Origin of the sequence: Roseomonas sp. BN140053 (genome assembly GCF_047690175.1) — a bacterium.
Taxonomy (GTDB): Bacteria; Pseudomonadota; Alphaproteobacteria; order Acetobacterales; family Acetobacteraceae; genus Roseomonas.
The window spans coordinates 247,696-273,117 of the sequence record NZ_JBLLEB010000002.1 but is presented as its reverse complement, the minus strand read 5'-3'; the positions used below and the strand labels follow the sequence as shown (position 1 = coordinate 273,117).

The following is a 25,422-nucleotide window of genomic DNA, read 5'->3' as shown; positions in this document are numbered from 1 at the left end:
TGCTTTCGCGAAGGGGGTCAGCGCCAGCCGCCGCCGAGGGAGCGGAACAGCCCGACGGCGGCCTGCAGCCGCGCGAGCCGCACCTGCACCAGGGCAGTGCGGGCCGAGAACAGGGTGCCCTGCGCGGTGAGCAGGGTGATCAGGTTGATGGTGCCGGCGCGCAGCTGCGCCTCCGCGATGCCGAAGGCGCGGGCGGCCCGCGCGGCGGCCTCGGCACGCAGCTTCTCCTGCTCCGTGGTTTCGCGCAGCGCCACCAGGGAGGTGTCGACATCCACCAGCGCGGACACGATGGCGCGGCGATATTCCACCAGCAGTTCCTCGGCCTGCGCCCGGCTCAGCTCCACCTGGCCGCGCCGGGCGCCACCGTCGAAGATGGTCTGCGCCAGCTGCGCCACCAGGGAATAGAAGGTGGCTTCCGGGCTGATCAGGGTGCCCAGCACCAGGGAACGGAAGCCGCCCTGGGCCGACAGCACGGCGGTGGGCAGCAGGGCGGCGCGGGCGGCCGCGACGTCGGCATTGGCGGCAGCGAGGTTGGCTTCCGCCGCCAGCACGTCGGGCCTGCGGGCCAGCAGCTCGGCGGGCAGGCCGGGCGACACGGCCGGCACGCGCAGCTGATCGAAGCCGGCCGGGGACACCGTGACGTCCTCGGGCGGGCGGCCCACCAGCGTGGCCAGGGCCAGGGTGTTCTGGGCGATGCTCTGCCGCAGCGGCGGGATGTTGGCCTGCTGCTGCGCCACCACGGTTTCCTGCTGCGCCAGGTCCAGCCCGGTGGCGGTGCCGGCGGTGACCTGGGCGCGGATCACCGCCAGGGTGCGCTGCGCGGCGTCCAGGTTCTCCTCCTCGACGCGGAGTTCCGCCGCGGCTTCCAGCACCTGGAAATAGGTGTTGGCCACGCTGGCCTCGGTGGTCAGCCCGACCGCCGCCGCGTCGAAGCGGCTGGCGCGGGCGGTGAAGGCGGCGGCATCGGTGGTGGAGCGGATGCGGCCCCACAGGTCCAGCTCGTAGCTGGCCGAGAGCGAGAGGTCGTAGGTGGTGGTGCCGCGGAAGCGGTTGCCGTTGCTGCCGGCGGGGCGGGAGCGCGTGACGTTGGCGCCGCCATCCAGCTGCGGAAACAGCGCCGAGCCGGCGATGCGCAGCTGGGCATCGGCCTGCCGGATCCGCGCCGCGGCGGCGGCCAGGTCGAAGTTGCCCGCGGCCGCTTCCGCCATCAGCCGGTTCAGCTCGGGCGAGCCGAAGCCCGCCCACCATTGCGGGTCGGGCCACTGCACGGGTGCGTCACCGGCTTCGCGGAAGCGGCTTGGCAGCGCGATGCCGGACACCACGGGCTCGGCCTGCGGGCCGCAGCCGACGAGGCCGCCGAGCAGCGTGGCCAGCACGCCGCGGCGCGGCGTGGCCAGTGCGCCCAGGCGCAGCGTCGCCGGCGCGCCCCGGCGCAACGTTGCCGGCGCACCCCGGCGCGACGCGGCGGCCGGTAAGGATAAGGTCGTCACGTGCGGCAGTGTTCCTATTCTCTCCGCCTCGGCATGTCGTCGGCCAAGCGGCGGCGCCCGTCGGGCGAGATCGCGCCCACGGCGCGCAGCAGCTCGTTCTCGAAGGCGATGCTGAATTCCTGCCAGCGCCCGCGTGCCGCCGCCAGCGCCGTACCCAGGGCGGCAGGGTCGAAAGGTTCGCGCCGCATGGCCGCCTCGATGGGCTCCCGCGCCTGGCGCATGCCGCGCAGCGCCGCCTCGGTGCGGGCACGCCCGGCTTCCATCTCGCGGTGGAAGATGTCGCGGTCGGGGCCGGAAAGCGCGCGTTCCATGCGGGCCTGCAACCGCCAGGGGCCACCGCCACCCCGGACCGGCCCCGGCCAGGCCAGAAAGGCGCCGAGCACGAGGTTGAGGGCCAGCGAAGCACCCAGGGCGATTCGCAGCACCAGCGGCGCCGAAAGGCGCATCAGTCTCCATCCTCCAGCATGGCCAGCACCGGCGGTGCGACCGCGAGATCCACGCTGCCCTGCGGCGTGGCCAGCACCAGCCAGACGCCGCTGGCCGCCAGCACGGCCAGGGCGCCGCAGCCGGCCGGCAGCACGGGCCGCAGCCAGCGCTCCAGGATCAAGCGGCCCGCAGCCGCCACGGGCAGCGGGCGGCGCGCCACCTGGGCCGCGAGGTTGGCCCGCATCCGGCCGAGCACCGCCGGGTCCAGCGCGGGAAGGCTGGCGCCGAGGGCGGCATCCACCCGGGCGGCCCGGTCCCGCAGCGCCCGGGCTTCGGGCGAACTGTCCAGCAGGGATGCCGCCGCGGCCCGTTCGCCGACCGGCCAATGCGCGGCCTCCGCCCCGAAGGTGTCCAGCAACTGCGCGAAGCGGCGCAGGCTCATGCCCATCCGTCCTGCTCCCCTTCGGGGCCGCGCAGCCGGGCCGCCAGGCAGCGGCGGGCCCGGCGCAGCAGGCCCTCCAGCCCGCGCACCGACACGGACAGGGCTGAGGCAGCCTCGCTGCCGCTCAGCCCCTGGTCGTAGAACAGCGCCAGCGCCGCGCGCTGCCGGGCCGGCAGCTCGGCCAGGGCGGCGGCCATGCGGCCGCGCTGCTGCCGGGCCGAGAGCTGCTCCTCCGGCCCGGGCTCCGGGTCGGCCAGCGCCGCCGCTTCCTCCAGGGGGGCAGCGGGACGGCTGCCCCGGCTGCGGACGCGGTCGATGGCGAGGTTGCTGGCGATGCGGAACACCCAGGTGCCGAAGCTGGCCCGGGCCGGGTCGAAGCGCGCGGCGTTTTCCCAGGCGCGCAGCATCGCGTCCTGGGCGACCTCCTCCGCCTCGGCCGCGGTGCCGGTGATGCGTAGGGCCAGGCCGTAGAGGCGCGGCAGGTGCCGGGCCGCGAGCTGGTCGAAGGCCAGGCGGTCGCCGGCCACCGACCAGGCCACCAGCACCTCGTCGGCCGCCTCGGCGCGGTTGCGCTCCAGGCGGTCCGTGGCCGGAACGCGGGGCATCGGGGCTCCGGTCCAGTGGCGGAGCGCGAGGGCGGCGATGGGGGAGGGCATGGGTCTCGTTTCTACAGGATAGATACGGACACGCCGCCCGTACCCCACGCGACGAATTGAAACCGCTTCGTGGCAGGCTGAGGGCGCCGGGCCCGCGGCCTCCCGGGGGAAGGGCCCGCCGCCCTGCCCGGGGATTGGCGGCCCGCCCGGGTCATCCCGGCGCGGTGACGGAGCGGACCTTGTCGAAGTCGAAGCCCGCCTTGCCCAGCATCAGCTGCAGGGCGCCGTTGTTGCGCTCCACCGCCGTGGCGGTGCCGGTGGAGGTCCAGGTCAGCGGCGCCACGGCACCGCCGGTGGCGATGCCGGTCACGGTGGTGCTGTAGGCGCCGTTCGCCACCTGCGTGCCGGTGCTGTCCTTACCGTTCCAGTTCCAGCTCTGCGCCGCGCTGCCCAGGGTGACGTCGGCCTCGCGCAGGATCCGGCCGGCCGAGTTCCGCACCGTGATATGCGCCTGCGAGGCCGCGCCGGCCGCGGGCAGGCGGATTTCCGCCCGTCCATCCTGCAGGGCGATCTGGCTGCCCTCCACCTCCACGCGCTGGCCCAGCATCGGCGCCGCGGCGGTGAGCTGCGAGGTCTGCTGCAGCGCGATCATCTTCTCCAGGTTGCCGTTCATGGAAATCTGCTGCTCGACGCCCGCGAACTGCACGAGCTGGCCGGTCATCTCGTTGGTGTCGAGCGGGTCGTCGGGCGACTGGTTCTTCAGCTGCGTGGTGAGCAGCGTCAGGAAGGTGTTGAAGTTGGCCGACAGCACCGGCTTGGACGCGGCGGCGCCGGTGGCCGCGGTGGTGGTGGTGCTGGCCGCGGCGGCATTGGTGGTGGTCATGCGGGTCCTCCTGGTCGGGGGTCAGATCGCGATGTCGAGCAGGCCGCGCAGGGCCCGCATGGGTTGGAGAGGGGCCTCGATGCGGTCGGGGCCGCGGCCCAGGCCGCGCCGCCCGCCGGTATCCCGGCGCGGCTCCTGGCCACCGCCGCCCTGGCCGGACAGGGAGAAGCTCAGGCTCAGCCCGCCCTGGGAGGTGATGCCGGCCTGGCACAGGGCGCGGTCGAGGTCGCTGCCGTCCCGCTGCAGCAGGGCCAGAGTTTCCGGGCGCTCGGCGGTGACCTGCACGGCGGCCTTGTCCCGGGTGCGGTCCACCCGGATTTCCACCCGGCCCAGCTCCGCGGGTTCCAGCACCACCTCGATCCGCGCCTGGGCGTCGGGGCTGAAGCTGAGCCCGATGGCCACCGGCGCCACCTGCAGGGCCGGCGTCACCGGCGGCCGCGGCGCCGCGGCCGGGGGGGGAGGCGCTGCGGTGGCGACCGGCGCCGAGGCGGGGCTGGTCGCGGGAACCACGCTGGCGGGGTCCGGCAGGAACGGAGCGGCGGGGAAGGGCGCCTCCGGCGGGCGAGGCTCGCCGGGGTGGGTTGCGGGACTGGCTCCGCCCGTGCCCGCGGCTTCCTTCATCTCCTCGGCCCGGAAGCCGGGTTCCGCGACGGGGCCGCCGGGAGCCTTGCCGTCCGGCATCGCGGCGTCCGGCGCCTGCGCCTCCTCCTTCACCGCGGCCGGATCGGGCGAGGGCTGCGCTCCGCCGGGTGCCTCGGCGGAGGCTCCCGCCGCCGCTCCGATCGGGCCGCCGCCGGACGTCTTCCCTTCAACGCCCGTGGCCATGGCCGGAACCGCGGGGATTGCGACCGTGCCGGGAAGCGGAGGGGGGGTGGCGGGAGCAGGCACGCCCGGCTCCGCACCGGGCTGGGGTGGTTGGGGTGGGGGGGCTTCGCCGGTGCCTGGCTGCGGGACGGCCCGGGGCTCGGGAGGCGGGACGGGCGCTGCGGCCGCCTTCTCGGCGACCGGCGAGGCGGCTTCCTCCTCTCCGGGCGTCGCTTCGGCCGCTTCCGTGCTCTCGCTCCCGGCCGCATCCGCCTTGCCCGGCGCCGTCGCCTCGGCCGAGTCCGGGGCTGCTGCCTCCGCGTCCTGCCGGGACGGTTCCGCCACCGACGCGGCCGGCTCCTCCGGGGGATCTTCCGCCAGCGGGCGCGACCCGCCCTCGCGGGACGGGGGCGGAGAGGGCTGCGCCCGGGGCGGCGGGGCATGGCCCTGGGCAGCGAGCAGCGCGCCGGCGAAGCTTGCCTCCGAGCCGCCGCCGGCGCGGCTGCGCGGCGGTGCCGGGCGGGGCGCGACCGTCTGGGTGGGGTCGATCTTGTCCATCAGCGGCACGTTCCTCGCGGCGGTCCGCAACCCCTTCGGCAAGCCGCTTGCCACGCCCGGTGCCCGGAACGGGCGGCAGAAACTGCCCCTTGCCCCGCTGCACCCGGCAGCTCCTGCCCCGCTCCCGGCAAGCCGGGCCGCCAGGATGGGCGAACGGGCTGGCATGGCCGTCGCACCGGGACGGGCGGGGCGGCTCCGACCGGGATGCCGCCGAACCCGCAACGCCCGCGGCAGGGAGCAGCGCCGATGTCGCTCTACGGATCCATGGTGACCGCGATCAGCGGACTCACGGCGCAGTCGCGCGCCCTGGGCCACGTCGCCGACAACGTCGCCAACAGCCAGACCACCGGCTACAAGCGCGTCGACACCAGCTTCGAGGACTACGTCACCAACTCCACGCAGCGCCTGCACGAGTCCGGTTCGGTGGTGGCGCGGCCGGACTACACCAACAGCCTGCAGGGCAGCATCGCGCAGTCCGACAACACGCTGGCCCTGGCGATCTCCGGCCAGGGCTTCTTCGCGGTGGCGCAGCCCGCGGGCACCGACGCGCAGGGCGCCACGGAGTTCAGCAAGAGCACCCTCTACACGCGGGCCGGCGATTTCGGCCTGAACAACGAGGGCTACCTGGTGAACAATCAGGGCTACTACCTCAAGGGCTGGCCGGCCAACGCCGCCGGCACCCTGAACCGCACCGACCTGACCACGCTGCGCATCGACCAGAGCGTCTTCGATCCCGTGGCGACGGGCAGCGTCGGCCTCAGCGCCAACCTGCCCGCCGATGCCGCCACCGGCACGGCCGTCACGTCCCAGGTGCAAATCTACGACGCGCTCGGGCGGCAGCACGCGGTGTCGCTGAACTACACCAAGGGAACCGGCGATGCCTGGCAGCTCGCGGTCAGCATTCCCGGCACCACGCCGCCCACGCCGGTCGGCACCATCGACCTGAACTTCGGGGCCGGCGCGGGCGTTCCGCCCGGCACGCTGGGCAGCTTCAGCGGCGCGACCGGGCTGACGGGATCGGGCGGCGGGGCCGGCGATCCGGCACAGGTCGGCTTCAGCATCGATTTCGGCCAGGGGCCGCAGAACATCAGCCTGGACCTCGGCTCCTTCGGGTCGTCCCAGGGGCTGACCCAGTTCTCCGGCACGGAGTACGAGGTGGGCAGCCTGACCCAGAACGGCATCCCGCGCGGCTCCTTCTCCTCCGTGTCGATCAAGGAGAACGGCGACGTGGCGGTGAACTACGACAACGGCCAGTCCCGCACGGTGGCGCGGGTGCCGATCGTGTCCTTTGCCGACCCCGACAGGCTCCAGCGCGCCGACGGCCAGGCGTTCCTCGCCACCGTGGAGAGCGGCGAGCCCCTGGCCGCCGACATCAACAACAACGGTGCGGGCAAGCTGGTCACCAGCGCGCTGGAAAGCTCCAACGTCGACATCGCCTCGGAATTCTCCAAGCTGATCCTGGCGCAGCGCGCCTACACGGCGAACACCAAGATCGTCACCACCACGGACCAGATGCTGCAGGACACCATCAACATGACGCGCTGAGCGGCCCGTTAAGCCTTCGCTAACCTCCGCCCTGCGAGGATGCCCGCGCCGTGAGCCTGGATACCGCCCTTTCGATCGCCCGAGGCGGGCTGTCGCTCGTGCAGCGCCAGCTCGCGCAATCGGCCGACAACGTGTCCAACGCGGGCACCGCCGGCTACACGCGCAAGGCCGTGGACGCGGAGGCGATGTCCTCCGGCAGCCAGTCCTTCGGGGTGCGGGCGCTGGCCGCGACGCGGGACGTGGACGCTGCCCTGAATGCCAGCCTCAACGCCGCCCGGTCCGCCAATGCGGCGGCGGTGGCGCGGGAAGCCATCCTGTCGCCCGTGGAACGCGCCCAGGGCAACCCGGAGGACGCGTCCTCCGTCGGCGACCTGTCGGCGGCCCTGAACACGGCCTTCGTGCGGCTGCGCGCTTCGCCGGCCGAACCGGCCCTGCAGCAGGGCGTGCTGTCCGCGGCGGAGGACCTCGCCGGGCGCTACAACGACACGGCCAAGGCGATCGTCGCAGCGCGCCAGGCGGCGCATGACGGCATGGTGCAGGACATCGCCACGCTCAACACCGGGCTGCACGACGTGGCCGGGCTGAACGCGCAGATCATCGCCCTTTCCGCCTCCGGGCAGAGCACGGCCGCGCTGCAGGACCAGCGTGACGCTGCCGTGGCCAGGATCTCCGAAGTGCTGGAGGTCCGCACGATCACCCAGCCGGACGGCGCCATCTCGCTGATCGGGCGCGGCGGCGTGTCGCTGCTGCTGGGCAAGGGAGCGGACGACTTCAGCCTGCAGCCGGCCTCGATCGGGGCGGGGTCGTACCATGGCGCGGGCGGCAGCATCCCCGGCGTGATGCTGGGGGGCGTGGACGTCACCAGCCAGCTCAAGGGCGGGCGGCTGGCCGAATATGCCAGCCTGCGCGACGCGTTGCTGCCGCAGCAGCAGGCGGAGCTCGACATCTCGGCCGCCGCGGTCGCGTCGCGGCTGGACGCGCAGGGGCTGACCCTGTTCACCGGCGGTGGGGGCGCGGTGCCCGACCCGGGTGCCGCCTACAGCGTGCCGACCAACGGGCTGATCGGCTTTTCCGGAACGATCCGCGTGGGTGCGGGCGTGCGGGCCAACCTGGCCAGCGTGCGCGACGGCACCCACGGGGTCACGGCCGTGCCCGGCGGTGCCAGCGCCTTTTCCACCAATCCTTCCGGTGGGCCGCAGGGCTTCACCACGCTGATCGACCGGGTCCTGACCTACGGCTTCGGGGCGGAGGTCGCGGCCGGTACGTCGCAGCCGACGCTGCCCGGAACCGGGCTGGGCCCGGACGGGTCGCTGACCTCCGGCCTCGGCACCGCGCGCACGGTGCAGGACTACGCGGCGCGGCTGGTGGCGAGCCACACCGCGGCGCGGGCGGGCGCGACGGCGGCCAAGGAGGCGGCGGGCACGCTGCTCACGGGGCTGGAGAAGAAGTTCGACGAGAGGTCGGGCGTGAACGTCGATTCGGAGATGGCCGCGATGGTGACGCTGCAGAACGCCTACGCCGCCAATGCCCGGGTGATGAGCACGGTGCAGGCCATGTATGACAGCCTCTTCGCCGTGTCCGGCTGAGGGCGGCCGGCGCGATGAGCACCACCAACGTCCTGGGCAACGGCACCATCGCGCGGCTGATGCAGAATGTCGGCGCGCTGAAGGCGCGGTCCGAGCTGCTGGCGCGGCAATCCGGCGACGGCCGACTGGCCACGGTTTACGGCGACGAGGCGCGGGACGCGCGGCAGGCCATCGACCTGCGCGGCGAGATCGCCCGGCGGGAAGCGACGAGCACCGGCCTGACCCGCGCGCTGGGCCGCACGCAGGCGTCGCAGGTCGCGCTCGGCCGGTTGTCGGACATCGCGACCAGCTTCTACGCGCAGACCACCAAGCTGTCCGCCACGGAACCCTCCGCCATCCGCATGGCCGCTTCCGCCGCGCGTTCGGCCCTGGCCGAAGTAGGTGGTTTGCTGAACGAGCAAAATGCGGGGGAATACCTGTTCGGCGGCAGCGACACCGCCAACCCGCCGATCCCCGGCGGCAACCCTGCCGCGAGCGGCATGAACAGCGACATCGCGGCCGCCATCGCCGGGCTGAGCGGCACCGGCGCCACCTCGGCGCTGACGGCCACCCGGGCGGCCGCCCTGAACGACACGGCCGGCGTGACGCCGTTCTCCGCCTTCCTGTCCGACCCAGCCACCGGTGGCGGCGAGCCGCGCCGGACCACGCTGGTGTCCGACGGCACGGTCCTGCCGACCGGGCTGTGGGCCAACCGGAACGCGGATGCCACCTCGGCGGGGGAAACCACGGGTTCCTGGTCGCGCGACCTGCTGCGCGGGCTGATGACGCTGGCGGCCCTGCCCGACGCGGTGGGGGCCAGCAACGCCGATGTGGACGCCGTGCTGGCCAGCCTGCGCGGCAGCTTCTCCTCCTCCGCCGACGCGTTGGGGGTGGAGCAGGGCACGCTGGGCCAAACGGAAGCGCGGCTGCAGGCGGCCAGGACGTCCCAGGGGGACGTGGTGGTCGCGCTGCGGACGCAGCTCGCCGGAATCGAGGAAGTCGACCTGGCGGATACGCTGACGGCGCTGCAGGACACCAAGACCCGGCTGGAAGCGTCCTACAAGGCGATTTCCACCCTGACGGAGCTGACACTCACCAGCTTTCTCCGCTGAGGCGGGCGCGGGCCGCATTCTTCGCCGCGGTGTTCAGCCCGCGTTAAGGCGGGACAGGCATAACGGAGATCAACCGCAAGACGCGGAACCCAACCGGGTCCTTCGGCACCCGAGCGATGAAAGGGGCAAACACCATGGCCCTGAATTCCGTGAACACCAACACCGGCGCCATGGTGGCGCTGCAGTCCCTCAACCGTACCAGCGACGCGCTGGCGGCCACCCAGAAGCGCATCAGCACCGGCTATCGCGTGGCCGATGCCCGCGACGACGGTGCGGCTTTCGCGGTGGCGCAGGGCGTGCGCTCCGACATCGCCGGCCTGACCTCGGCCAACGAGCAGCTCGGCGGCATCAAGGGCATCCTCAGCACCACCAGCACCGCCCTGAAGAACGTGTCCGACACCATGGCGGAGATCAAGACCGTCCTGGTGAAGCTGGCGGACACCAACACCACCGGCGACTCGCGTACCCAATACACCGCGCAGTTCGGCACGCTGGTGGACAAGGTGAACAAGTTCCTGTCCGACGCCACCTACAACGGCAAGTCCCTGCTGGGCACGGACGAGAACGCGGCTACCGACGTCACCACCGTACGCAACGAGTCCGGCGGCACCTTCACCGTGACCCAGACCGCCGCTGCGTCGCTGACCTTCGACACCGCCGTCAACCTGACCACCGGCGGCACCACCACCACGGCGGACGGCAAGTTCACCCTGGACGCAGCCGCCGACATGACGGCGGAAGGCGCCCAGTTCATCCTGGGCAGCGGCGTCGCGGCCGACCAGCCCGACGTCCGTGCCGGCGGCGGCACCGCCACCGGCATCAAGACCTTCGACACGGTGATGAGGGCGCTCAACACGGCCATGAACCAGTACGGCAACGACGCCAAATACGTCGATGCCCAGGTGAACTACAACAAGGACAAGATGGACAGCCTGGAGGACGGGCTGGGCGCGCTGATCGACGCCGACCTGGCGAAGGAAAGCGCCAAGCTGCAGTCGCTGCAGATCAAGCAGCAGCTCGGCACCCAGTCGCTGAGCATCGCCAACCAGGCGCCGCAGACCCTGCTGAGCCTGTTCCGCTGAACGGCGGCGGGCGGCGCGGAACCCTCGGTCCCGCGCCGCCCGGCTTTCTTGCCACCGGGAACCCCCAAGGAACGCGAACACCGTGTCCACGCTGGTCCTCGAAATGCGTCAAGGCGACCTCATGGTCGTGAACGGCGCACCGATACGTTTCCGCAACCGCACGCGCATCGAGCTGACGGCCAAGGCGCGCTTCCTGTTCGGCAAGCAGATCCTGTCGCCCGACATGGCCACGACGCCCGCCCGCCGCATCTACTTCGCCTTGCAGACCGCCTATATCGGCGACGAGGACGAACGCGAGCGCGGCTTGCTGGCGGCCCGCAGCCTGATCGAGGAGTTCCAGGCCGTGACCACCTCGGTGCTGGCGCGCGAGATGCTGGACCGGGCCCTGGCCGCGGCGGAGGCGGATGAGTGCTACGTCGCGCTGAAGCTCGCGCGGCGGGTGATGCGGCACGAGGATGCGGTGCTGGGCCTCGCCGTGCCGCCCGGCCAGGAGCTCCTGAACGAGGCCGATGCATGAGCGTCGCGGCGCGGGCCTATGGTGCGTCGCGCACGGCGCTCGCACCGCGGCAGCTGGAAGCGGATGTCTTTCGCCGTGTCACCGGCGCCATGCGCGGCAGTGACGGGCCAATGGCCACCACCCGCGCCCTGTCCGACAATCGCCGTCTCTGGCTGGCGGTCGAGACTGCGGTGTCGGACCCCACCAACGCCCTGCCGGCCACGTTGCGGGCGCAGCTGGTGTCGCTGGGCCGCGCCGTGCTCCGCGAACTGGATGCGCCGGAGCCGGACCTGGATTTCCTGATCGAGGTGAACATGACCGTCGCCGCCGGTCTGGCAGGCGGCTGAGATGATCAACGGCGCCCTCGCCCTTTCCATGCTGGGCGCCGGCGGCGGGGCGGGGAGCCGCGCCACATCGAGCCCCGCGGAAGCCGTCGCTGCGCTGAAGCGGGCGCTGGCACCGGGGGCGGAGGCGAAGGGTGTGGCGCAGGCGGCGCGGGACCCGCAGGTGCAGCGCAGCCTCAGCCGCTACCAATCCGCACTGGACGGCGCCAAGGACCTGGAGAGTGCCCTGAAGGACCCTCGGGTCCTTTCCGTGCTGCTGCCCGCGCTGGGCCTGGACGGGGAGCAGAACAAGCCGGCCCTGGTGTTCCGCGCGCTGACCTCGGACCTGAGCAACCCGAAATCCCTGGTGAACCGGCTGGGTGACAGCCGCTGGGCCAGTGCGGCCAAGACCTTGAACCTCGCGGCGGGGAATGGGCTGCAGGCCCTGCGCTCCGCGGCCATGCAGCAGACCATCACCCGTGGCTTCGAGAGCTTCACCTGGCGCAAGGGGCTGGACGACCAGGCGCTCGGCCTGTCGGACGCGCTCTACGCGCAGGAGAATGCCGCCACCGTCGACGATCCCTACGACATTCTGGGCAACGGCGTGATGCGGCGCGTGGTCACGGGCTCCCTCGGCCTGCCCGATGCCATGGCGGTGCAGAGTGTCGAAACCCAGGCGCGGGCGATCACCTCCCGGCTCGACCTGAGCAAGCTGTCCGACCCGCGCGAGGTCACCAAGCTCGTGCAGCGCTACGTGATGAACCGGGCGCAGAACAACACGGGCGGCCAGGGAAGTCCCGGCGGGTTGCTGTCGCTGCTGGGCTGAGGGTCGCAGAGGCGGTTGAAGCTCAGCTCTCGGTCGGTCCCGTGACCTCGCCGGGCAGTTCGGCGCCCGTCAGCACGGCCCTGCGATAAGCGTCCAACTCGCGTTCGCTCGGGATCGAGGACCGGGTCTCGCCCGCGCTGTCGCGGAACTCCATTACCACCATGCCAACGGCGTAGTCGTAGGAAAGGCGCAGGTTGGGCGCGCTCAGAGGTTCGCTCGGCGCTGGAAGCGGCACGGGCGTGCTGACCGCTGCCGCGGCGGCGCTGCGGACCGCCGTCGGCGCGGCGGTCGGGGAAAGCAAGACGGCGTCGGGCATGAACATCCTTCCTCATCCGCATCAGAAATGCTGCGGGGTTGAGAAAGGATGAATGCCCTGATCCTGCTAGGCGTTCTCCACGGCATGCGCCGCTTTCGCTCGTGCCTCTTCGACCGGTGGTGGGGCTTTGGACGGCTGCGGTCGTCGCGGCGACAGGCGCGCGATCAGCGCCGTGGCGGTGGCCAGCAGCGCCGCCGGATCAGGACTCGGGCGTTCCAGCAGGATCCGGTCGCCGCGCCGCTCCAGCGGTGCCTGCACGGCCGGCGGCTCACCGCGGAAGCGGGCGGCGGCGGCGCTCGGCCCGACCTTGAGCTCGGCGATGCCGAGGCGGCGGCAGCGCAGCCGCAGCCTCGCCAGGGTGAGCAGGTTGGACACGGGCTCCGGCAGCGGTCCGAAACGGTCCGCCACTTCCTCGGCAAAGTCTGCGAGGGCGCGGGCATGGCCGCCGCGAACCAGTTCGCCCAGCCGGGCATGCAATTCGACGCGCAACGATTCTTCCTCGACGTAGTCGTGCGGGATAAAGGCGGACACGCCGATCGACAGGGAAGGTGCCCATTCCTCGGCGGGCGCTTCGCCGTGTGCCAGGTGCAGCGCGCGGTCCAGCAGGTGCTGGTACAGCGCCAGCCCGATCACCTTCACGTGCCCGGCCTGCTGCTCGCCCAGGAGGTCGCCGGCGCCGCGCAGGTCCATGTCGCGCGCGCTGATGGCGAAGCCGGCGCCGATGCGGTCGAAAGCCTCCAGCGTGCGCAGCCGCTTCAGCGTGACGGGGGAGGGCGGCTCGGCCGGGTCGGTCAGCAGGGTGATGGCGCCGCGCGTGCGGCCGCGTCCCACCCGGCCGCGCAACTGGTGCAGCTGGCCCAGCCCGAAGCGGTCCGCGCGCCACACCAGCATGGTGTTGGCCCGGGGCACGTCCAGCCCGGTTTCCACGATGTTGGTGCTCAGCAGGGCATCGGCGTGACCTTCGGCGAAGCGCACCATGGCGCTGTCCACCTCGTCCGCCGGCAGGTCGCCATGCGCCTCGATCAGTTCCAGTTCCGGCAGCAGCCGCGTGATGCGTTCCCGCATCTCCGGCAGGTCCTCGATGCGGGAACAGACCACGAAGCTCTGGCCGTTGCGGCGGTGTTCGCGCGACAGGGCCTGGCGCAGCACCGCGTCGTCCAGCGGTATCTGCGTGGTGCGGATCGGCTGCCGGCGGGCGGGCGGCGTGGCGATCACGCTCAGCTCCTGCAGCCCCACCAGGGCGGATTGCAGGGTGCGCGGGATCGGGGTGGCCGTCAGCGCCATAACGTGCACGTCGCGGCCGAGTTCGCGCAGCATGGCCTTCTGCCGCGCCCCGAAGCGCTGCTCCTCGTCCACGATCAGCAGGCCGAGATCCTTGAAGCGTACCCCCTTGGCGGCCAGGGCCTGGGTGCCGATCGCTACGCGCACGGAACCGTCGGCGATCCCGGCCTTGATCTCCCGCGCCTCGGCCGCGGAGGACAGGCGCGACAGGGCCTCGACCCGCACGCCCAGGCCGGCGAAGCGGCGCCGGAAGGTCTGGAGGTGCTGGCGCACCAGCACGGTGGTGGGCGCCAGCACGGCGACCTGCTTGCCGGCCAGGGCGGCCACGGCCGCGGCACGCAGCGCCACCTCCGTCTTGCCGAAGCCGACATCGCCGCAGACCAGCCGGTCCATCGGCCGGCCGGAGGCGAGGTCCGCCAGCACGGCGGCGATCGCCTCCTCCTGGTCGGCGGTCAGGGGGTGCGGAAAGCGGCCGACGAAGCGGTCATAGGCGGCGCGGGGCGGCCGCAGCACGGGCGCCCGCTTTTCCTCCCGCTCCCGGGCGAGCCTGACCAGCGTTTCGGCGGTGGTTGCCAGCTCCGCCTCCACCGCGGCGCGGCGCTTCGGCCAACTCTCGCTGCCCAGGCGGTCCAGCGTCACGGCCTCCGCTTCCGCCCCGTAGCGCCAGAGCCGGTCCATCTCGTCCAGCGGCACCAGCTGCATGGTGCCGCCAGCGTATTCCAGGCGCAGGCAGTCCAGCTTGGACTCGCCCAACTCCACCGTTTCCACCCCGCGCAGGGCGCCGAGCCCGTGGTCGAGATGGATCACCGCATCGCCCGGCTGCAGGGCCGTCTCGCCCAGCGGCAGGGCAGCGGCGCGGCCGCGACGCCGGGCTCGGTTGGGTCGGATTTCCCCCGGCGGGATCACCAGGGCTTCCGGCGCGTCGAAGCCGGCCTCGATGCTGCCGTCCAGCAGGGCGAAGGTGCCGGGGGGCGACGCGCGCAGGGCGGGCCAGCCCGCCACCGGCACCGGCTCGGCGGGCAAACGTCCGGCCAGCGCGCGGAGCAGGGCGCGGGTCTGTCGCGGCGGCCCGGCCAGGGCGACGCGCCCACCGGCTTCCATGCGCGCCTCGAGCAGGGCCAGGAAGGCATCCTCCGGGTCGTCGGCGTCGGTGAGGTGGGGCAGGGTGCCCTCGGGCTCCTCGGGCGGCGCCTCCAGCGCGATCACCCGCCGCTCCTCCACCGCCCGCTTCCAGGCGGCATCGTCGAGGTAGAGTGCCTCGGGGGGCAGCGGCCGGCGGCTCTCCTCCTCGGTGGCGGCCAGGGCGAGCCGGGCGCGATACGCATCGGCGACCTCCGCGACGCGCTGGGCGCGGACCTCCTCGGCTTCCGGGTCGAGCACCACCACGGCGCGGGGCAGCAGGTCGAACAGCGTCACCAGCGAGGGCTGGAACTTCGGCAGGGCGTGCTCGATGCCGGGAAAGCGCGCCTGTTCCGCATCGCGCGGCAGGATCACCTCGGAAGCCGGACCCAGCACGATCTCCTCGACCTCGTCCACGCTGCGCTGCGTCAGCGGGTCGTAGCGGCGGATGGCGGTGATGCGGCCCTCCGCATGCTCGATGCGGCAGGGCATCGTGCCCTGACCGGGGGGAAAGACGTCGAGCACGGCGCCGTGCAGCACGGCCTCGCCGGGCTCGTCCACGCGGTCGTCCAGGATGTAGCCCAGGCGCTCCAGGTCGCGCTCCAGGCCCGCTTCGTCGAAGGCATCGCCGCGTCGTACCGACAGGGTTTCGAGAGCGGCGGGGGAGGGCAAGCGCTGGGTGGCCGCTTCCACGTTGGCGATCACCAGGCGCGGCGGCCTGCCCGCCCCGGAGAGTCGCGCCAGTGCGGCCATGCGCAATCCCATGACCTGCCGGGAGGGCGCGGCGCGGTCATAGGGCAGGCAGTCCCAGGCGGGCAGCCGCTCCACCACCAGCTCCGGGGCCAGGGTCCGGGCGGTGCGATGAAGGCGGGCGGCCCGAGCCTCGCTGCGTGCCACCAGGATCACGTCCTCGCCGCCGGCTGCCAGTTCCACCAGCCGTGCGGCCAACAGGCCTTCCGGTTCCGCCCGCAATTCCACCATGCCCATCCCCCAACCACTCCGTTGCGTCGGGGAGAACGCGGCGGCGACGCCGGCGGGCGGGGTGTTCGCGCGGTCGTGTGGGACCGCAACTCGCGGCGAGCGGTGCAACCCCGCGGCCCGATGCCAGCTTGGGTCCGCGCGCCCGGGGATCACGCATGGACATGACGACTCTGGTGGGTTCGCTCGCCACCATCGCTTCCACCACCAGCTTCGTGCCGCAGGCCTGGAAGATCATCCGGACCCGTGACACCAGCGCGATCTCCAAGCGCATGTACGTGGTGACGGTGGTGGGCTTCTCCTTGTGGCTGACCTACGGCGTGCTGCTGGGGGAGGTGCCGCTGATGGTGACCAACGGCCTCTGCCTGCTGCTCTCGGCCTTCATCCTGTTGATGAAGGTGCTGCCGAAGCGCCATCGCGACAGCGTCGCCGATGCGCTGGACCCCACGGCGCCGGCCTGTCCCAGGGAGGCGACGGATGCCGGCGCCGCCACGACGAGGGGTGGGTGAGGGGGCGCCCTACAACAGGGCGCCGCCCAGCACCGCCACCGCCACGGAGAAGTAGATCACCAGCCCGGTCACATCCACCAGCGTGGCCACCAGCGGCGCCGAGGCGCTCGCCGGGTCGAAGCCGACGCGCTTGAGCAGGAAGGGCAGCATGGAGCCTGCCAGCGAGCCGAAGGTCACCACGCCGACCAGGGCGGCCCCGACGGTCAGTCCGATCCGCGCCCAGTGCTCGCCGTAGTCGTAGATCCCCAGCACCTGCCAGAGCGCCACCCGGCCGAGGCCGATTGCCCCCAGGATCACGCCCAGCACCAGCCCCGTCGGCAGTTCCCGCAGGGCGACGCGCCACCAGTCGCGCAGCTTCACCTCGCCCAGCGCCAGCGCGCGGATCAGCAGGGAAGTCGCCTGCGAGCCGGAATTGCCGCCGGAGCTCATGATCAGCGGGATGAACAGCGTCAGCACCACCGCGCGTTCCAGCGCCACCTCGTAGTGCTGCATGGCGCTGGCGGTGAGCATCTCGCCCAGGAACAGGATGCAGAGCCAGCCGCCGCGCTTGCGCAGCATCGTGCCGAAGCCGATCTGCGTGTAGGGCTCCTCCGTCGCTCCCATGCCGCCGAAGCGGTGCACGTCCTCCGTGCCTTCCTCGACCATGGCGTCGATCACGTCGTCCACCGTGACGATGCCCAGCACGTGCTGCGCCTCGTCCACCACGGGCACCGCCAGCAGGTCGTGCCGGCGGATCAGCCGCGCCACCTCCTCCTGATCCAGCAGCGGCGACACGGTGACGGGCTCCATGTCCCGGGCGGCGCTGAGCACGGGGGCGGCGGGATCGGCGATGATCAGGCGGCGCAGGCCCACCGAGCGCAGCAGCGCCCGGGTGTCGGGGTCCAGGACGTAGATGGCGTAGACCGTCTCGCGGGTGCTCTCGACCGCGCGGATGTGTTGCAGCGTGCGTTCCACCGTCCAGCCGGCGGGGACGCTGACGAATTCGGTGGTCATCATGCTGCCGGCCGTGCCCGCAGGATAGGAGAGCAGCTGCTGCAGCGATACCTGCGTTTCGTCGCCGAGCCGCGGCAGCAGCCCCGCCCGGACGGGTTCCTCCAGCTCGCGGAACACCTCGGCCGCCTGGTCCGCGGACATGCCGTCCAGCAGGATCGCCGCCTGGCCCTGCGGCAGGGCCGCCACCAGCCCGGCCGGGTCTTCCAGCTCGGGGGTGTCGAGGATTTCGATCGCGCGTTCGGCCGGCAGTTGCGCCAGCGCCGCCGCCCCGGCTGCCGTGGACTGCTCGTTCAGCAGTTCCACCGCGTCGGCGACATGGCCGCGCACGAGCCGCGCCGCGAGCGTGTCGGCAGGCAGGTCGTCGGGGGCGGTTTCGGGAATGCTGTCCATGGCTCACCTCGCACCGCGCCGCTGCCGGCGGGTCGCGCGTGAGCCGATCAGCGGATCAGGGCGCGACAGCCGGGAACGGCACGGAAGATCGACCGGGGTTGTCGCTGGGCATGATGCTCGGCTGTGGGTGTGGCGGGTCGGGGATGCCTGGCGTCCCCTGCCGTACGCCGGGCGAAGTGGACCTTCCGCCCGGGGCTGTCAACGCCGGGTTCCGTGCCGGCGCGCGAGGGTGTTCGACGGGATGGAGGGGCGCCGCACCGGCCGGCAAACCGCGCGATCCCTCCTGCTGCCGGGAGGGGCGCGCGGCGCCACACGGGATGCTCACACGTCCAGGTTGGCGACCTTGAGCGCGTTGCCCACGATGAACTCGCGCCGCGGCTCCACCACGTCGCCCATCAGGGTGGCGAAGATCTGCCCAGCCTCGTCCACGTCGTCCACCTTGACGCGCAGCATGGTGCGCGCGGCCGGGTCCAGCGTGGTCTTCCACAGCTGGTCCGGGTTCATCTCGCCCAGTCCCTTGAAGCGCTGGATGGTCAGGCCCTTGCGGCCCTGCGCCAGCACCCGGTCCATGGCGGCCAGCGGGCCGGCCACCTCGCTCTCGCGACCCTCGAAGAACAGCGCCGCGCCGCTGCCGTAGCGCGCGCTGAGCGAGGTCCGGCGCTCTTCCAGCCAAGCGGCATCGGCGCCGCGCAGCACCGCCGGGTCCAGCGAGAAGCGCTCCGCCACGCCGCGCACCGTGCGGCCCAGCTTCAGCCCGGCCTCGTCCAGCGCGGCGGTCCAGCCGCGCTCCGTGGGCAGCGACAGGGCGTTCAGCCGCTCCACCAGGTCGGAGGCGGCCTGGCCGTCATTGGCCACCGCCAGCGCGCCCGTCAGCGCCGCCTGCTCGGCGATCCAGAGCGGCAGGGTGGCGGACACGCGGCGGATGCGGCGGGCGACCTCGCGCAGGCGGGTCACCTCCTCCCGCAACTCGTCGCCTTCCAGCACCGTGCCGTCGGCCAGCCGCAGCCGGGCGCCGATCAGCGCCTTTTCCAGCAGGTAGTCTTCCAGCGCCGCGTCGTCCTTGAGGTAGCGCTCATCCTGCCCGCGCTTGGCGCGGTAGAGCGGCGCCTGGGCGATGAAGAGGTGCCCGCGCTCGATCAGCTCCGGCATCTGGCGGAAGAAGAAGGTCAGCAGCAGCGTGCGGATGTGGGAACCGTCCACGTCCGCGTCGGTCATGATGCAGATCTTGTGGTAGCGCAGTTTGGCCGCATCGAACCCGCCATTGGCCGGATCGGGGCCGATGCCGGCGCCCAGCGCGGTGATCAGCGTGCCGATCTGGTCCGAGCCGAGCATCTTGTCGAAGCGGGCGCGCTCCACGTTCAGCACCTTGCCGCGCAGCGGCAGGATCGCCTGGAAGGCGCGGTCGCGGCCCTGCTTGGCGGAGCCGCCGGCGCTGTCGCCCTCGACGATGAAGATCTCGGCCTTGGCGGGGTCGCGCGCCTGGCAGTCCGCCAGCTTGCCCGGCAGGGTGGAGATGTCCAGCACGCCCTTGCGCCGCGTCAGGTCGCGCGCCTTGCGGGCCGCCTCGCGCGCGGCAGCCGCGTCGAGGCACTTGCGGACGATCTCGTTGGCTTCCTTGGGGTGCGTTTCGAACCAGTGGTCCAGCGCGTCGGCCACCACGGCATGCACCACCGGCTGCACCTCGGAGGAAACCAGCTTCTCCTTGGTTTGCGAGGAGAACTTGGGGTCCGGCACCTTGACCGAGAGCACCGCCGTCAGCCCTTCGCGCATGTCCTCGCCCGACAGGGCGGTCTTGTCCTTCTTGGCGGCGGCATCGGCCACCTTGCCCAGCACGCGGGTCAGCGCCTGCCGGAAGCCCGCGAGGTGCGAGCCGCCGTCGCGCTGCGGGATGTTGTTGGTGAAGCAGTGCATGGATTCGTGGAAGCTGTCGGTCCAGCGCAGTGCGAACTCGACACGGATCGCCTTGTGCTCGCCGTTGCGCTCCACCGTCTGCTCGCCGGTGGCAGCGGCCGGGGGGGAGAAGATCGGCTTGTTGGAGCGGTCCAGGTATTCCACGAAGGCGGCCAGCCCGCCCTCGAAGAAGAACTCCGACCGGCGCGGCGCGGCCGCAGCGCTGCCCTCGCCGCCCTCGGGCAGGGGGCGGTCGTCGCGCAGGGTGATGCGCAGGCCGGAATTGAGGAAGGCCAGCTCGCGCAGCCGCTTTTCCAGCCGCTCGTACTCGAACTCGGTGTTGGAGAAGGTGGCGGCGCTGGGCTTGAAGGTGACCTGCGTGCCCGTGGGGTGGTCGGAGGGGCCGACATCCTCCAGCGGCGCCACGGCGTCGCCGTGGGCGAAGCGGATGACGTGCTCGCGCCCGTTCTTCCAGATACGGGCTTCCATGCGCTCGCTGAGCGCGTTCACCACCGCGGCGCCGACGCCGTGCAGGCCGCCGGACACCTTGTAGGAGTTCTGGTTGAACTTGCCGCCGGCGTGCAGCCGCGTCAGCACCACCTCGGCGGCCGAGACGCCCTCCTCGACGTGCATGTCGACAGGGATACCGCGGCCGTCATCGGTCACGGTGACGGAGCTGTCGGCGTTGATCACCACGTCCACGGCGGTGGCGAAGCCGGCCTGCGCCTCGTCCACCGAGTTGTCCACGATCTCGAACACCATGTGGTGCAGGCCCGAGCCGTCGTCTGTGTCGCCGATATACATGCCCGGGCGCTTGCGCACCGCGTCGAGCCCGCGCAGCACGGTGATGGAGGCGCTGTCGTAGTCGTCCCCGCCCCCGGCAACGGAGGGGTTCGGGGCAGCGCTCACGGGGTCGGACATTCGGGAATAGAGCCTTCCGGAAAAACCATTCGAATCAGGCTTGCAATATAGGGATTCCCGAGGCTTCCCGCACCCCGTAATCGGCCGTTCCGCGCAGGCCGGAAGGCGCCGTGAGAAAGGTTTCGGCGACCCCGTCCAGCGACGCGAAGACGCCGGCCTCCGTGCCGGTCAGGAAGACCTGGGCGGGCAGGGCCACCAGGGCGGCGAACAGGGCCTCCCGCCGGGTGGCGTCGAGATGCGCCGCCACCTCGTCCAGCAGCAGCAGCGGCGCGAAGCCCCGGGCCGCGGCGATCAGGGCGGCATGGGCCAGCACCACGGACACCAGCAGGGCCTTCTGTTCCCCCGTGGAGCAGAGCTCCGCCGGCAGGTCCTTGGGCAGGTGGCGGAGCAGCAGGTCGCAGCGGTGCGGGCCTTCCACCGCGGCCCCGGCGGCCGCGTCCCGGCGGCGGTTGCCCGCCAGGTGGTCCCGCAGCGCGTCCTCCACCGCCAGCGCCGGCCGTTCGCGCAGTTGCTCCGCCACGCCGCAGGACAGGTCGCAGCAGGCGGCCGGGAAGGCGCCGGCCGTGCCGGCCGCCAGCGCCGCGTTCAGCCGGTCCACCATGCCCAGGCGGGCGGCGGTGGCGGCCACGCCGTGGCGGGCCATGGCGTCCTCCAGCGAGGCCAGCCAGCGGTCGTCGCGGCAGCCCTCGGACAGCAGGCGGTTCCGCTGCGCCATGGCGTTGTCGTAGGCCGCGACCTCCCGGGCATGGCCGGGCTCCAGCGCCCAGACCAGCCGGTCCAGGAAGCGGCGGCGTCCGGAAGCGCCCTCCTGGAACAGCCGGTCCATCTGCGGCGTCAGCCAGACCGCGGCGACCTGGTTGGCCAGCTCCGCCTGGGAGCGCACGGGGTTGCCGTCCAGCCGCAGCACGCGCTTGTCCAGCGGCCCGTCCGGCGGGGTGCCGGTGCCGAGGTCGAATTCCCCCGCCGGCCCCTCGAAACGGCCGCTCACGGCCCAGGGCAGGGGGCCCTCGGGGGTGCGGCGGGCGAACTCGGCATTGCGGGCACCGCGCAGCCCCCGCCCGGGCCCGAGCAGGCTGACCGCTTCCAGCAGGTTGGTCTTGCCGCTGCCGTTGTCGCCCGCCACCACCACCACCGGCGCCCGCAGCCGCAACTCGGCGCTGGCATGGCTGCGGAAGTCCTGCAGCAGCAGGCGGGTCAGGCGAAGGCTGGGGGCGGTCATACGGCGGCGTTTCCAGGGGCGGCATCGGGGCGGAACGGCGCCCCACCGCGCGGAAGCGCGGTTTCGGGCGGCAGCGGCCGCCCACCCTCCGGAAATGGCGATGCGGCGGCGGCCCTGCAACGTGGCCGCCGCTCGCGGCGTATCAGACGCGCATCGGCATCAGGACGTAGAGGGCGCTGTCCTTGCTCTCGTCCTGCACGATGGTGGGGGCCGAGCCGTCGGAGAAGCGGAACACCAGCTGGCCCTGTACCTGGTCGGTGATGTCCTTCAGGTAACGGGCCTGGAAGCCGATCTCCAGCGGCGTGGAGGCGTACTGCACCGCGTCGGCGTCCAGCTCCTCGCGCGCCTGCCCCTGCTCCGGGGAGGAGGCGGTCAGCACCAGGGCGTTGCTGCTCAGCGCCAGCTTCACCGGGCGGGACCGCTCGGAGGAGATCGCCGCCACCCGATCCACCGCCTGGGCGAAGAGGGCGCGGTCCACCCGCATCTCCTTGTCGTTCGACTTGGGGATGACCCGCTCGTATTCCGGGAAGGTGCCATCGATCAGCTTGGAGGTCAGCGTCACCGCGCCCAGGCGGAACTGGATCTTGGTGTCGCTCAGCCGCACCTCGACGGTGGCGTCCTCGCCCGAGGCTTCCTCGGCCAGCTTGCGGATCTCGCCCACCGTCTTGCGCGGCACGATCACCCCCGGCATGCCCGAAGCGCCCTCGGGCAGGGAGGACTGCATCCGTGCCAACCGGTGCCCGTCCGTGGCCACCGCCCGCAGCACCTTGCCGTCCTCGCCATCCGCGACGTGCAGGTAGATGCCGTTGAGGTAGTAGCGGGTTTCTTCCGTGGAGATGGCGAAGCGCGTGCGGTCCACCAGGTCGCGCAGCGCGCCCGCGGGCAGGGTGAAGCGGTGCGGCAGCTTGCCCTCGGTCATGGCCGGGAAGTCTTCCACCGGCAGCACCATCAGGGAGGTGTTGTAGCGGCCCGAGCGCAGGGCCAGCGGCGCGTCGCCGCCGGGCTGGTCGAACTCCACCTTCTGCCCGTCGCCGAGGCGGCGGGCGATCTCGAACAGCGTCGCGGCCGGGGCGGTGCAGCGGCCGGGCTGGGCGACCTGCACACCGGCGGTGATCTCCTCGACCACCGCGATCTCCATGTCGGTCGCGGTCAGGGTCAGCCGGTCCGCCCCCGCATCCAGCAGCACGTTGGCCAGGATGGGGATGGTGTTGCGGCGCTCGACGACGCTCTGGACATGCGCGAGCGCCTTGAGGAGCACCGCCCGGTCCACCGTGAACTTCATCGCGCGTTCCTCACACCCTCGGGGCGTTCCGGGGGAAGAAACCCCCGAACTGTCACAGAGGCATGCGTACCATCCCGGTTCTGGCCGGGGAAGCGCCTGCCCGTCGCAACGCTCGTGCTGCCGGGTCGAAGAGGCGGCCGCACCCGCCAACAGCGGTGAACGCGCCGGGCCCCGAAACGCCAGAACCGGCCGGGCTTTCGCCCGACCGGTTCCGACATGCCGCTTCCGTGGGAGCGTCGCGGGCGGCGCGCTGCCGCCCCTTCTGCTCAGCCGTCGGTCTGCGGGGTCACCGGCGCCGCCGGGCGGGTGGCGCGGTGGTGGCGGGCGCGGGGCTGGGCCTGCACCTGGCGCGTCGCGTGGCGGCGGGCGGTCGGGCGCTGCTGTGCCTGGGAAGCATCGGCGGCGTTCGCGGATACCAGGTGGCTCCGGGTCCGGGCCTGCGCATCGGGAGCGGCCGTGATCACCACGGGAACCGCCAGAACGGCGAGCGTGAGGAGGAGACGCAGGGGGTTCGGCATGACGCGTGGTTTCCTGATGGAGCAGAAGGCGGCAACAGCACCGCTCGGCCATGAACCATCTACATGCCTGCATCTCACGGGCTGATGGGCCGGCGCTGACAAAGCGTCCACGCGAAACGGCTGCCGGCCCGGCTGCGAGATCCCTCTGCCGCCCGCCGTCGCTTCGTCATGCGCCCGCGGCACGCCCGTGCCAGGCCGGGCACGCGGACGCATGGCGTCCGGAACGGCCGAACGTGTCAGCAGCGGGGGGCGACGCGCTGCCCGGACAGGGTGGGAGGTTGGTTCAGCCCGGGGCGCGACGCGCCTTCGGCGGCGTCGTGTCCGGGGCGGAGGAAGCCTGGGACCCGCTCAGGTTTCCAGCATGCGGCGCAGCAGCTCCACATCCTCGGCAAAGCCCGAGTCGCCCTGCATCAGCTCCGCCACCTTGGCCACGGCGTGCATCACCGTGGTGTGGTCGCGGTTGCCGAACTTGCGGCCGATCTCCGGCAGGGAGCGGGAGGTCAGCTGCTTGGCCAGGTACATCGCTACCTGCCGCGGGCGCGCCACGTTGCGGGCCCGGCGCGCGGAAGACATGTCGGTCAGCCGCATGTTGTAGTGCTCGGCGACGCGCTTCTGGATTTCCTCGATCGTCACCCGGCGGTCATGCGCGCGCAGGATGTCGTGCAGCACCTCCTGGCAGGATTCCAGCGTCACCGGGCGGCCGAACAGGTTGGAATGCGCGATCAGCCGGTTCAGCGCGCCTTCCAGCTCGCGCACGTTGGAGGTGATCTTGTGCGCCAAGTATTCCAGCACGCGCTCCGGCACCGGCGTGCCGGCCGCCGCGGCCTTGGCCTGCAGGATGGAGATGCGCAGCTCGTAGGTGGTGGCGTGGATGTCGGCCACCATGCCGCAGCCCAGCCGCGTGCGCAGCCGGTCCTCCAGCCCCGACAGGTCGGAGGGCGACTTGTCGGCGGACACCACGATCTGCTTGCCGGCATCCACCAGCGCGTTGAAGGTGTGGAAGAACTCTTCCTGCGTGTTGTCCTTGCCGATCAGGAACTGCAGGTCGTCGATCATCAGCACGTCGACGGAGCGCAGGCTTTCCTTGAACTCCATGGTGGACTGCGAGCGCAGCGCCGCGATGAAGCGGTACATGAACTTCTCGGCCGACATATAGGCCACCGAGCGGTCCAGGCCGGGCTCGCGCAGCGCCCAGGCCATGGAGTGCATCAGGTGCGTCTTGCCCAGCCCGACGCCGCCATACAGGAAGAGCGGGTTGAAACCGGGGCTCGCCGGCTTCTCCGCCACGCGGCGGGCGCAGGCATGGGCGAACTCGTTGGGCTTGCCCACCACGAAGGTGTCGAAGGTGAAGCGGCCGTCCAACGGCGCCGCCCAGTCGCCCTTGGGCTCGGTGGCCTTGGGGTCAGCCTTGGCCTCGGCCCGGATTTCCGGCCGCGCCGTAAGGGCTTCCGCCAGGGCCGGGGCCGCCGGCTCCAGCGCCGAGGCCGCGGCGCCATCCGCGGCCGGCGGGGCCACGCGGATCTCCACGCGGCGCACGCCCAGGTTCTCCGCCTGCCACAGCGCCCGCAGCCGGTCGCCGTACTGGCTGCGCAGCCAGTCGCGCAGAAAACGCGAGGGGACGTGCACCACCGCCTCCTCGCCCTCGATGGCGGCCAGCGTCATCTGGCGCATCCAGGTGCGGTACTCGACCTCGCCCACTTCCTCGCGCAGGCGGCCGCGGATGCGGGCCCAGGCCTGGGCAATGTCGGGCACGCCGTCTTCCGCCGAAACGGGGAGGGAGGACGCGCCGAGCTCTTCCTGCATAAGCATCCGCATCCTTCCGCGTCCGGCGCCCGGCGCCGCTCCCTCAACCACGGCG

22 protein-coding genes are annotated in these 25,422 nt (G+C 72.4%); 8 read left to right on the top strand and 14 right to left on the bottom strand.

Going from position 1 to position 25,422, the window contains the following annotated elements; all coding sequences use genetic code 11:
* Nucleotides 1-17: 17 nt before the first annotated feature.
* From ACLIBK_RS03400 to ACLIBK_RS03375, 6 genes are all read right to left on the bottom strand, one after another.
* Nucleotides 18-1,490, bottom strand: a complete 1,473-nt coding sequence (locus tag ACLIBK_RS03400; protein WP_415385813.1) for an efflux transporter outer membrane subunit — start codon at nt 1,488-1,490, stop codon at nt 18-20.
* A gap of 14 nt (nt 1,491-1,504) precedes the next feature.
* Nucleotides 1,505-1,936 carry a periplasmic heavy metal sensor gene (locus ACLIBK_RS03395; RefSeq protein WP_415385812.1) on the bottom strand — a complete coding sequence of 144 codons (432 nt, stop codon included), beginning with the start codon at nt 1,934-1,936 and terminating at the stop codon, nt 1,505-1,507.
* Entirely contained in the window at nt 1,936-2,358 is a 423-nt protein-coding gene (locus ACLIBK_RS03390; RefSeq protein ID WP_415385811.1) for a hypothetical protein, read from the bottom strand. The genes ACLIBK_RS03395 and ACLIBK_RS03390 overlap by 1 nt, the downstream gene beginning before the upstream one ends.
* Nucleotides 2,355-2,963: a sigma-70 family RNA polymerase sigma factor gene (locus ACLIBK_RS03385; RefSeq protein ID WP_415385810.1), complete on the bottom strand. Its 609-nt coding sequence runs from the start codon at nt 2,961-2,963 to the stop codon at nt 2,355-2,357. The genes ACLIBK_RS03390 and ACLIBK_RS03385 overlap by 4 nt, the downstream gene beginning before the upstream one ends.
* Before the next feature lie 202 nt (nt 2,964-3,165).
* On the bottom strand, nt 3,166-3,837 hold the full coding sequence (locus ACLIBK_RS03380) for a flagellar hook assembly protein FlgD (protein ID WP_415385809.1): 672 nt from the start codon (nt 3,835-3,837) through the stop codon (nt 3,166-3,168).
* Between the two features lie 21 nt (nt 3,838-3,858).
* Nucleotides 3,859-5,199: a flagellar hook-length control protein FliK gene (locus ACLIBK_RS03375; protein ID WP_415385808.1), complete on the bottom strand. Its 1,341-nt coding sequence runs from the start codon at nt 5,197-5,199 to the stop codon at nt 3,859-3,861.
* 246 nt (nt 5,200-5,445) lie between these two features.
* Between ACLIBK_RS03375 and flgE the strand changes: the two genes are divergently transcribed.
* The 7 genes from flgE (at nt 5,446) to ACLIBK_RS03340 (ending at nt 12,148) form a co-directional block, all read left to right on the top strand.
* Nucleotides 5,446-6,744 (top strand): flagellar hook protein FlgE, encoded by a 1,299-nt coding sequence (gene flgE / locus ACLIBK_RS03370; protein ID WP_415385807.1) that lies wholly within the window; start codon nt 5,446-5,448, stop codon nt 6,742-6,744.
* 50 nt (nt 6,745-6,794) lie between these two features.
* Complete coding sequence (locus ACLIBK_RS03365; protein WP_415385806.1) at nt 6,795-8,330, top strand: flagellar hook-associated protein FlgK; 1,536 nt, start codon at nt 6,795-6,797, stop codon at nt 8,328-8,330.
* A gap of 14 nt (nt 8,331-8,344) precedes the next feature.
* Nucleotides 8,345-9,421: a flagellin gene (locus ACLIBK_RS03360; protein ID WP_415385805.1), complete on the top strand. Its 1,077-nt coding sequence runs from the start codon at nt 8,345-8,347 to the stop codon at nt 9,419-9,421.
* Between the two features lie 134 nt (nt 9,422-9,555).
* A complete protein-coding gene (locus tag ACLIBK_RS03355; protein ID WP_415385804.1) occupies nt 9,556-10,503 on the top strand; it encodes a flagellin in 948 nt (315 codons plus the stop codon).
* Between the two features lie 82 nt (nt 10,504-10,585).
* Nucleotides 10,586-11,020 (top strand): flagellar biosynthesis repressor FlbT, encoded by a 435-nt coding sequence (locus ACLIBK_RS03350; RefSeq protein ID WP_415385803.1) that lies wholly within the window; start codon nt 10,586-10,588, stop codon nt 11,018-11,020.
* A complete protein-coding gene (locus tag ACLIBK_RS03345) occupies nt 11,017-11,346 on the top strand; it encodes a flagellar biosynthesis regulator FlaF (RefSeq protein WP_415385802.1) in 330 nt (109 codons plus the stop codon). The genes ACLIBK_RS03350 and ACLIBK_RS03345 overlap by 4 nt, the downstream gene beginning before the upstream one ends.
* Nucleotide 11,347: 1 nt before the next feature.
* On the top strand, nt 11,348-12,148 hold the full coding sequence (locus tag ACLIBK_RS03340; protein WP_415385801.1) for a DUF1217 domain-containing protein: 801 nt from the start codon (nt 11,348-11,350) through the stop codon (nt 12,146-12,148).
* Nucleotides 12,149-12,170: 22 nt separating this feature from the next.
* Here the strand turns inward: ACLIBK_RS03340 and ACLIBK_RS03335 are convergent, their stop codons facing one another.
* Both ACLIBK_RS03335 and ACLIBK_RS03330 read right to left on the bottom strand, forming a co-directional pair.
* Nucleotides 12,171-12,464, bottom strand: a complete 294-nt coding sequence (locus ACLIBK_RS03335) for a hypothetical protein (protein WP_415385800.1) — start codon at nt 12,462-12,464, stop codon at nt 12,171-12,173.
* A gap of 66 nt (nt 12,465-12,530) precedes the next feature.
* Nucleotides 12,531-15,845: a DEAD/DEAH box helicase gene (locus ACLIBK_RS03330; RefSeq protein WP_415385799.1), complete on the bottom strand. Its 3,315-nt coding sequence runs from the start codon at nt 15,843-15,845 to the stop codon at nt 12,531-12,533.
* Nucleotides 15,846-16,000: 155 nt separating this feature from the next.
* Between ACLIBK_RS03330 and ACLIBK_RS03325 the strand changes: the two genes are divergently transcribed.
* Entirely contained in the window at nt 16,001-16,351 is a 351-nt protein-coding gene (locus ACLIBK_RS03325; RefSeq protein ID WP_415385798.1) for a SemiSWEET family sugar transporter, read from the top strand.
* Between the two features lie 9 nt (nt 16,352-16,360).
* Here ACLIBK_RS03325 and mgtE read toward each other — a convergent pair whose 3' ends face one another.
* From mgtE to dnaA, 6 genes are all read right to left on the bottom strand, one after another.
* On the bottom strand, nt 16,361-17,734 hold the full coding sequence (mgtE, locus tag ACLIBK_RS03320; RefSeq protein WP_415385797.1) for a magnesium transporter: 1,374 nt from the start codon (nt 17,732-17,734) through the stop codon (nt 16,361-16,363).
* A 321-nt stretch (nt 17,735-18,055) separates the two neighbouring features.
* Nucleotides 18,056-20,545 carry a DNA topoisomerase (ATP-hydrolyzing) subunit B gene (gyrB, locus tag ACLIBK_RS03315; protein WP_415385796.1) on the bottom strand — a complete coding sequence of 830 codons (2,490 nt, stop codon included), beginning with the start codon at nt 20,543-20,545 and terminating at the stop codon, nt 18,056-18,058.
* 34 nt (nt 20,546-20,579) lie between these two features.
* Complete coding sequence (gene recF, locus ACLIBK_RS03310; protein WP_415385795.1) at nt 20,580-21,764, bottom strand: DNA replication/repair protein RecF; 1,185 nt, start codon at nt 21,762-21,764, stop codon at nt 20,580-20,582.
* Nucleotides 21,765-21,906: 142 nt separating this feature from the next.
* Nucleotides 21,907-23,046 (bottom strand): DNA polymerase III subunit beta, encoded by a 1,140-nt coding sequence (gene dnaN, locus ACLIBK_RS03305; RefSeq protein WP_415385794.1) that lies wholly within the window; start codon nt 23,044-23,046, stop codon nt 21,907-21,909.
* A gap of 266 nt (nt 23,047-23,312) precedes the next feature.
* The gene (locus ACLIBK_RS03300) at nt 23,313-23,564 is read right to left on the bottom strand and encodes a hypothetical protein (protein WP_415385793.1); all 252 of its coding nucleotides are present in this window, start codon (nt 23,562-23,564) and stop codon (nt 23,313-23,315) included.
* 348 nt (nt 23,565-23,912) lie between these two features.
* Nucleotides 23,913-25,367, bottom strand: coding sequence for a chromosomal replication initiator protein DnaA (dnaA, locus tag ACLIBK_RS03295; RefSeq protein ID WP_415385928.1), 1,455 nt, complete (start codon nt 25,365-25,367; stop codon nt 23,913-23,915).
* Between the last annotated feature and the right edge of the window lie 55 nt (nt 25,368-25,422).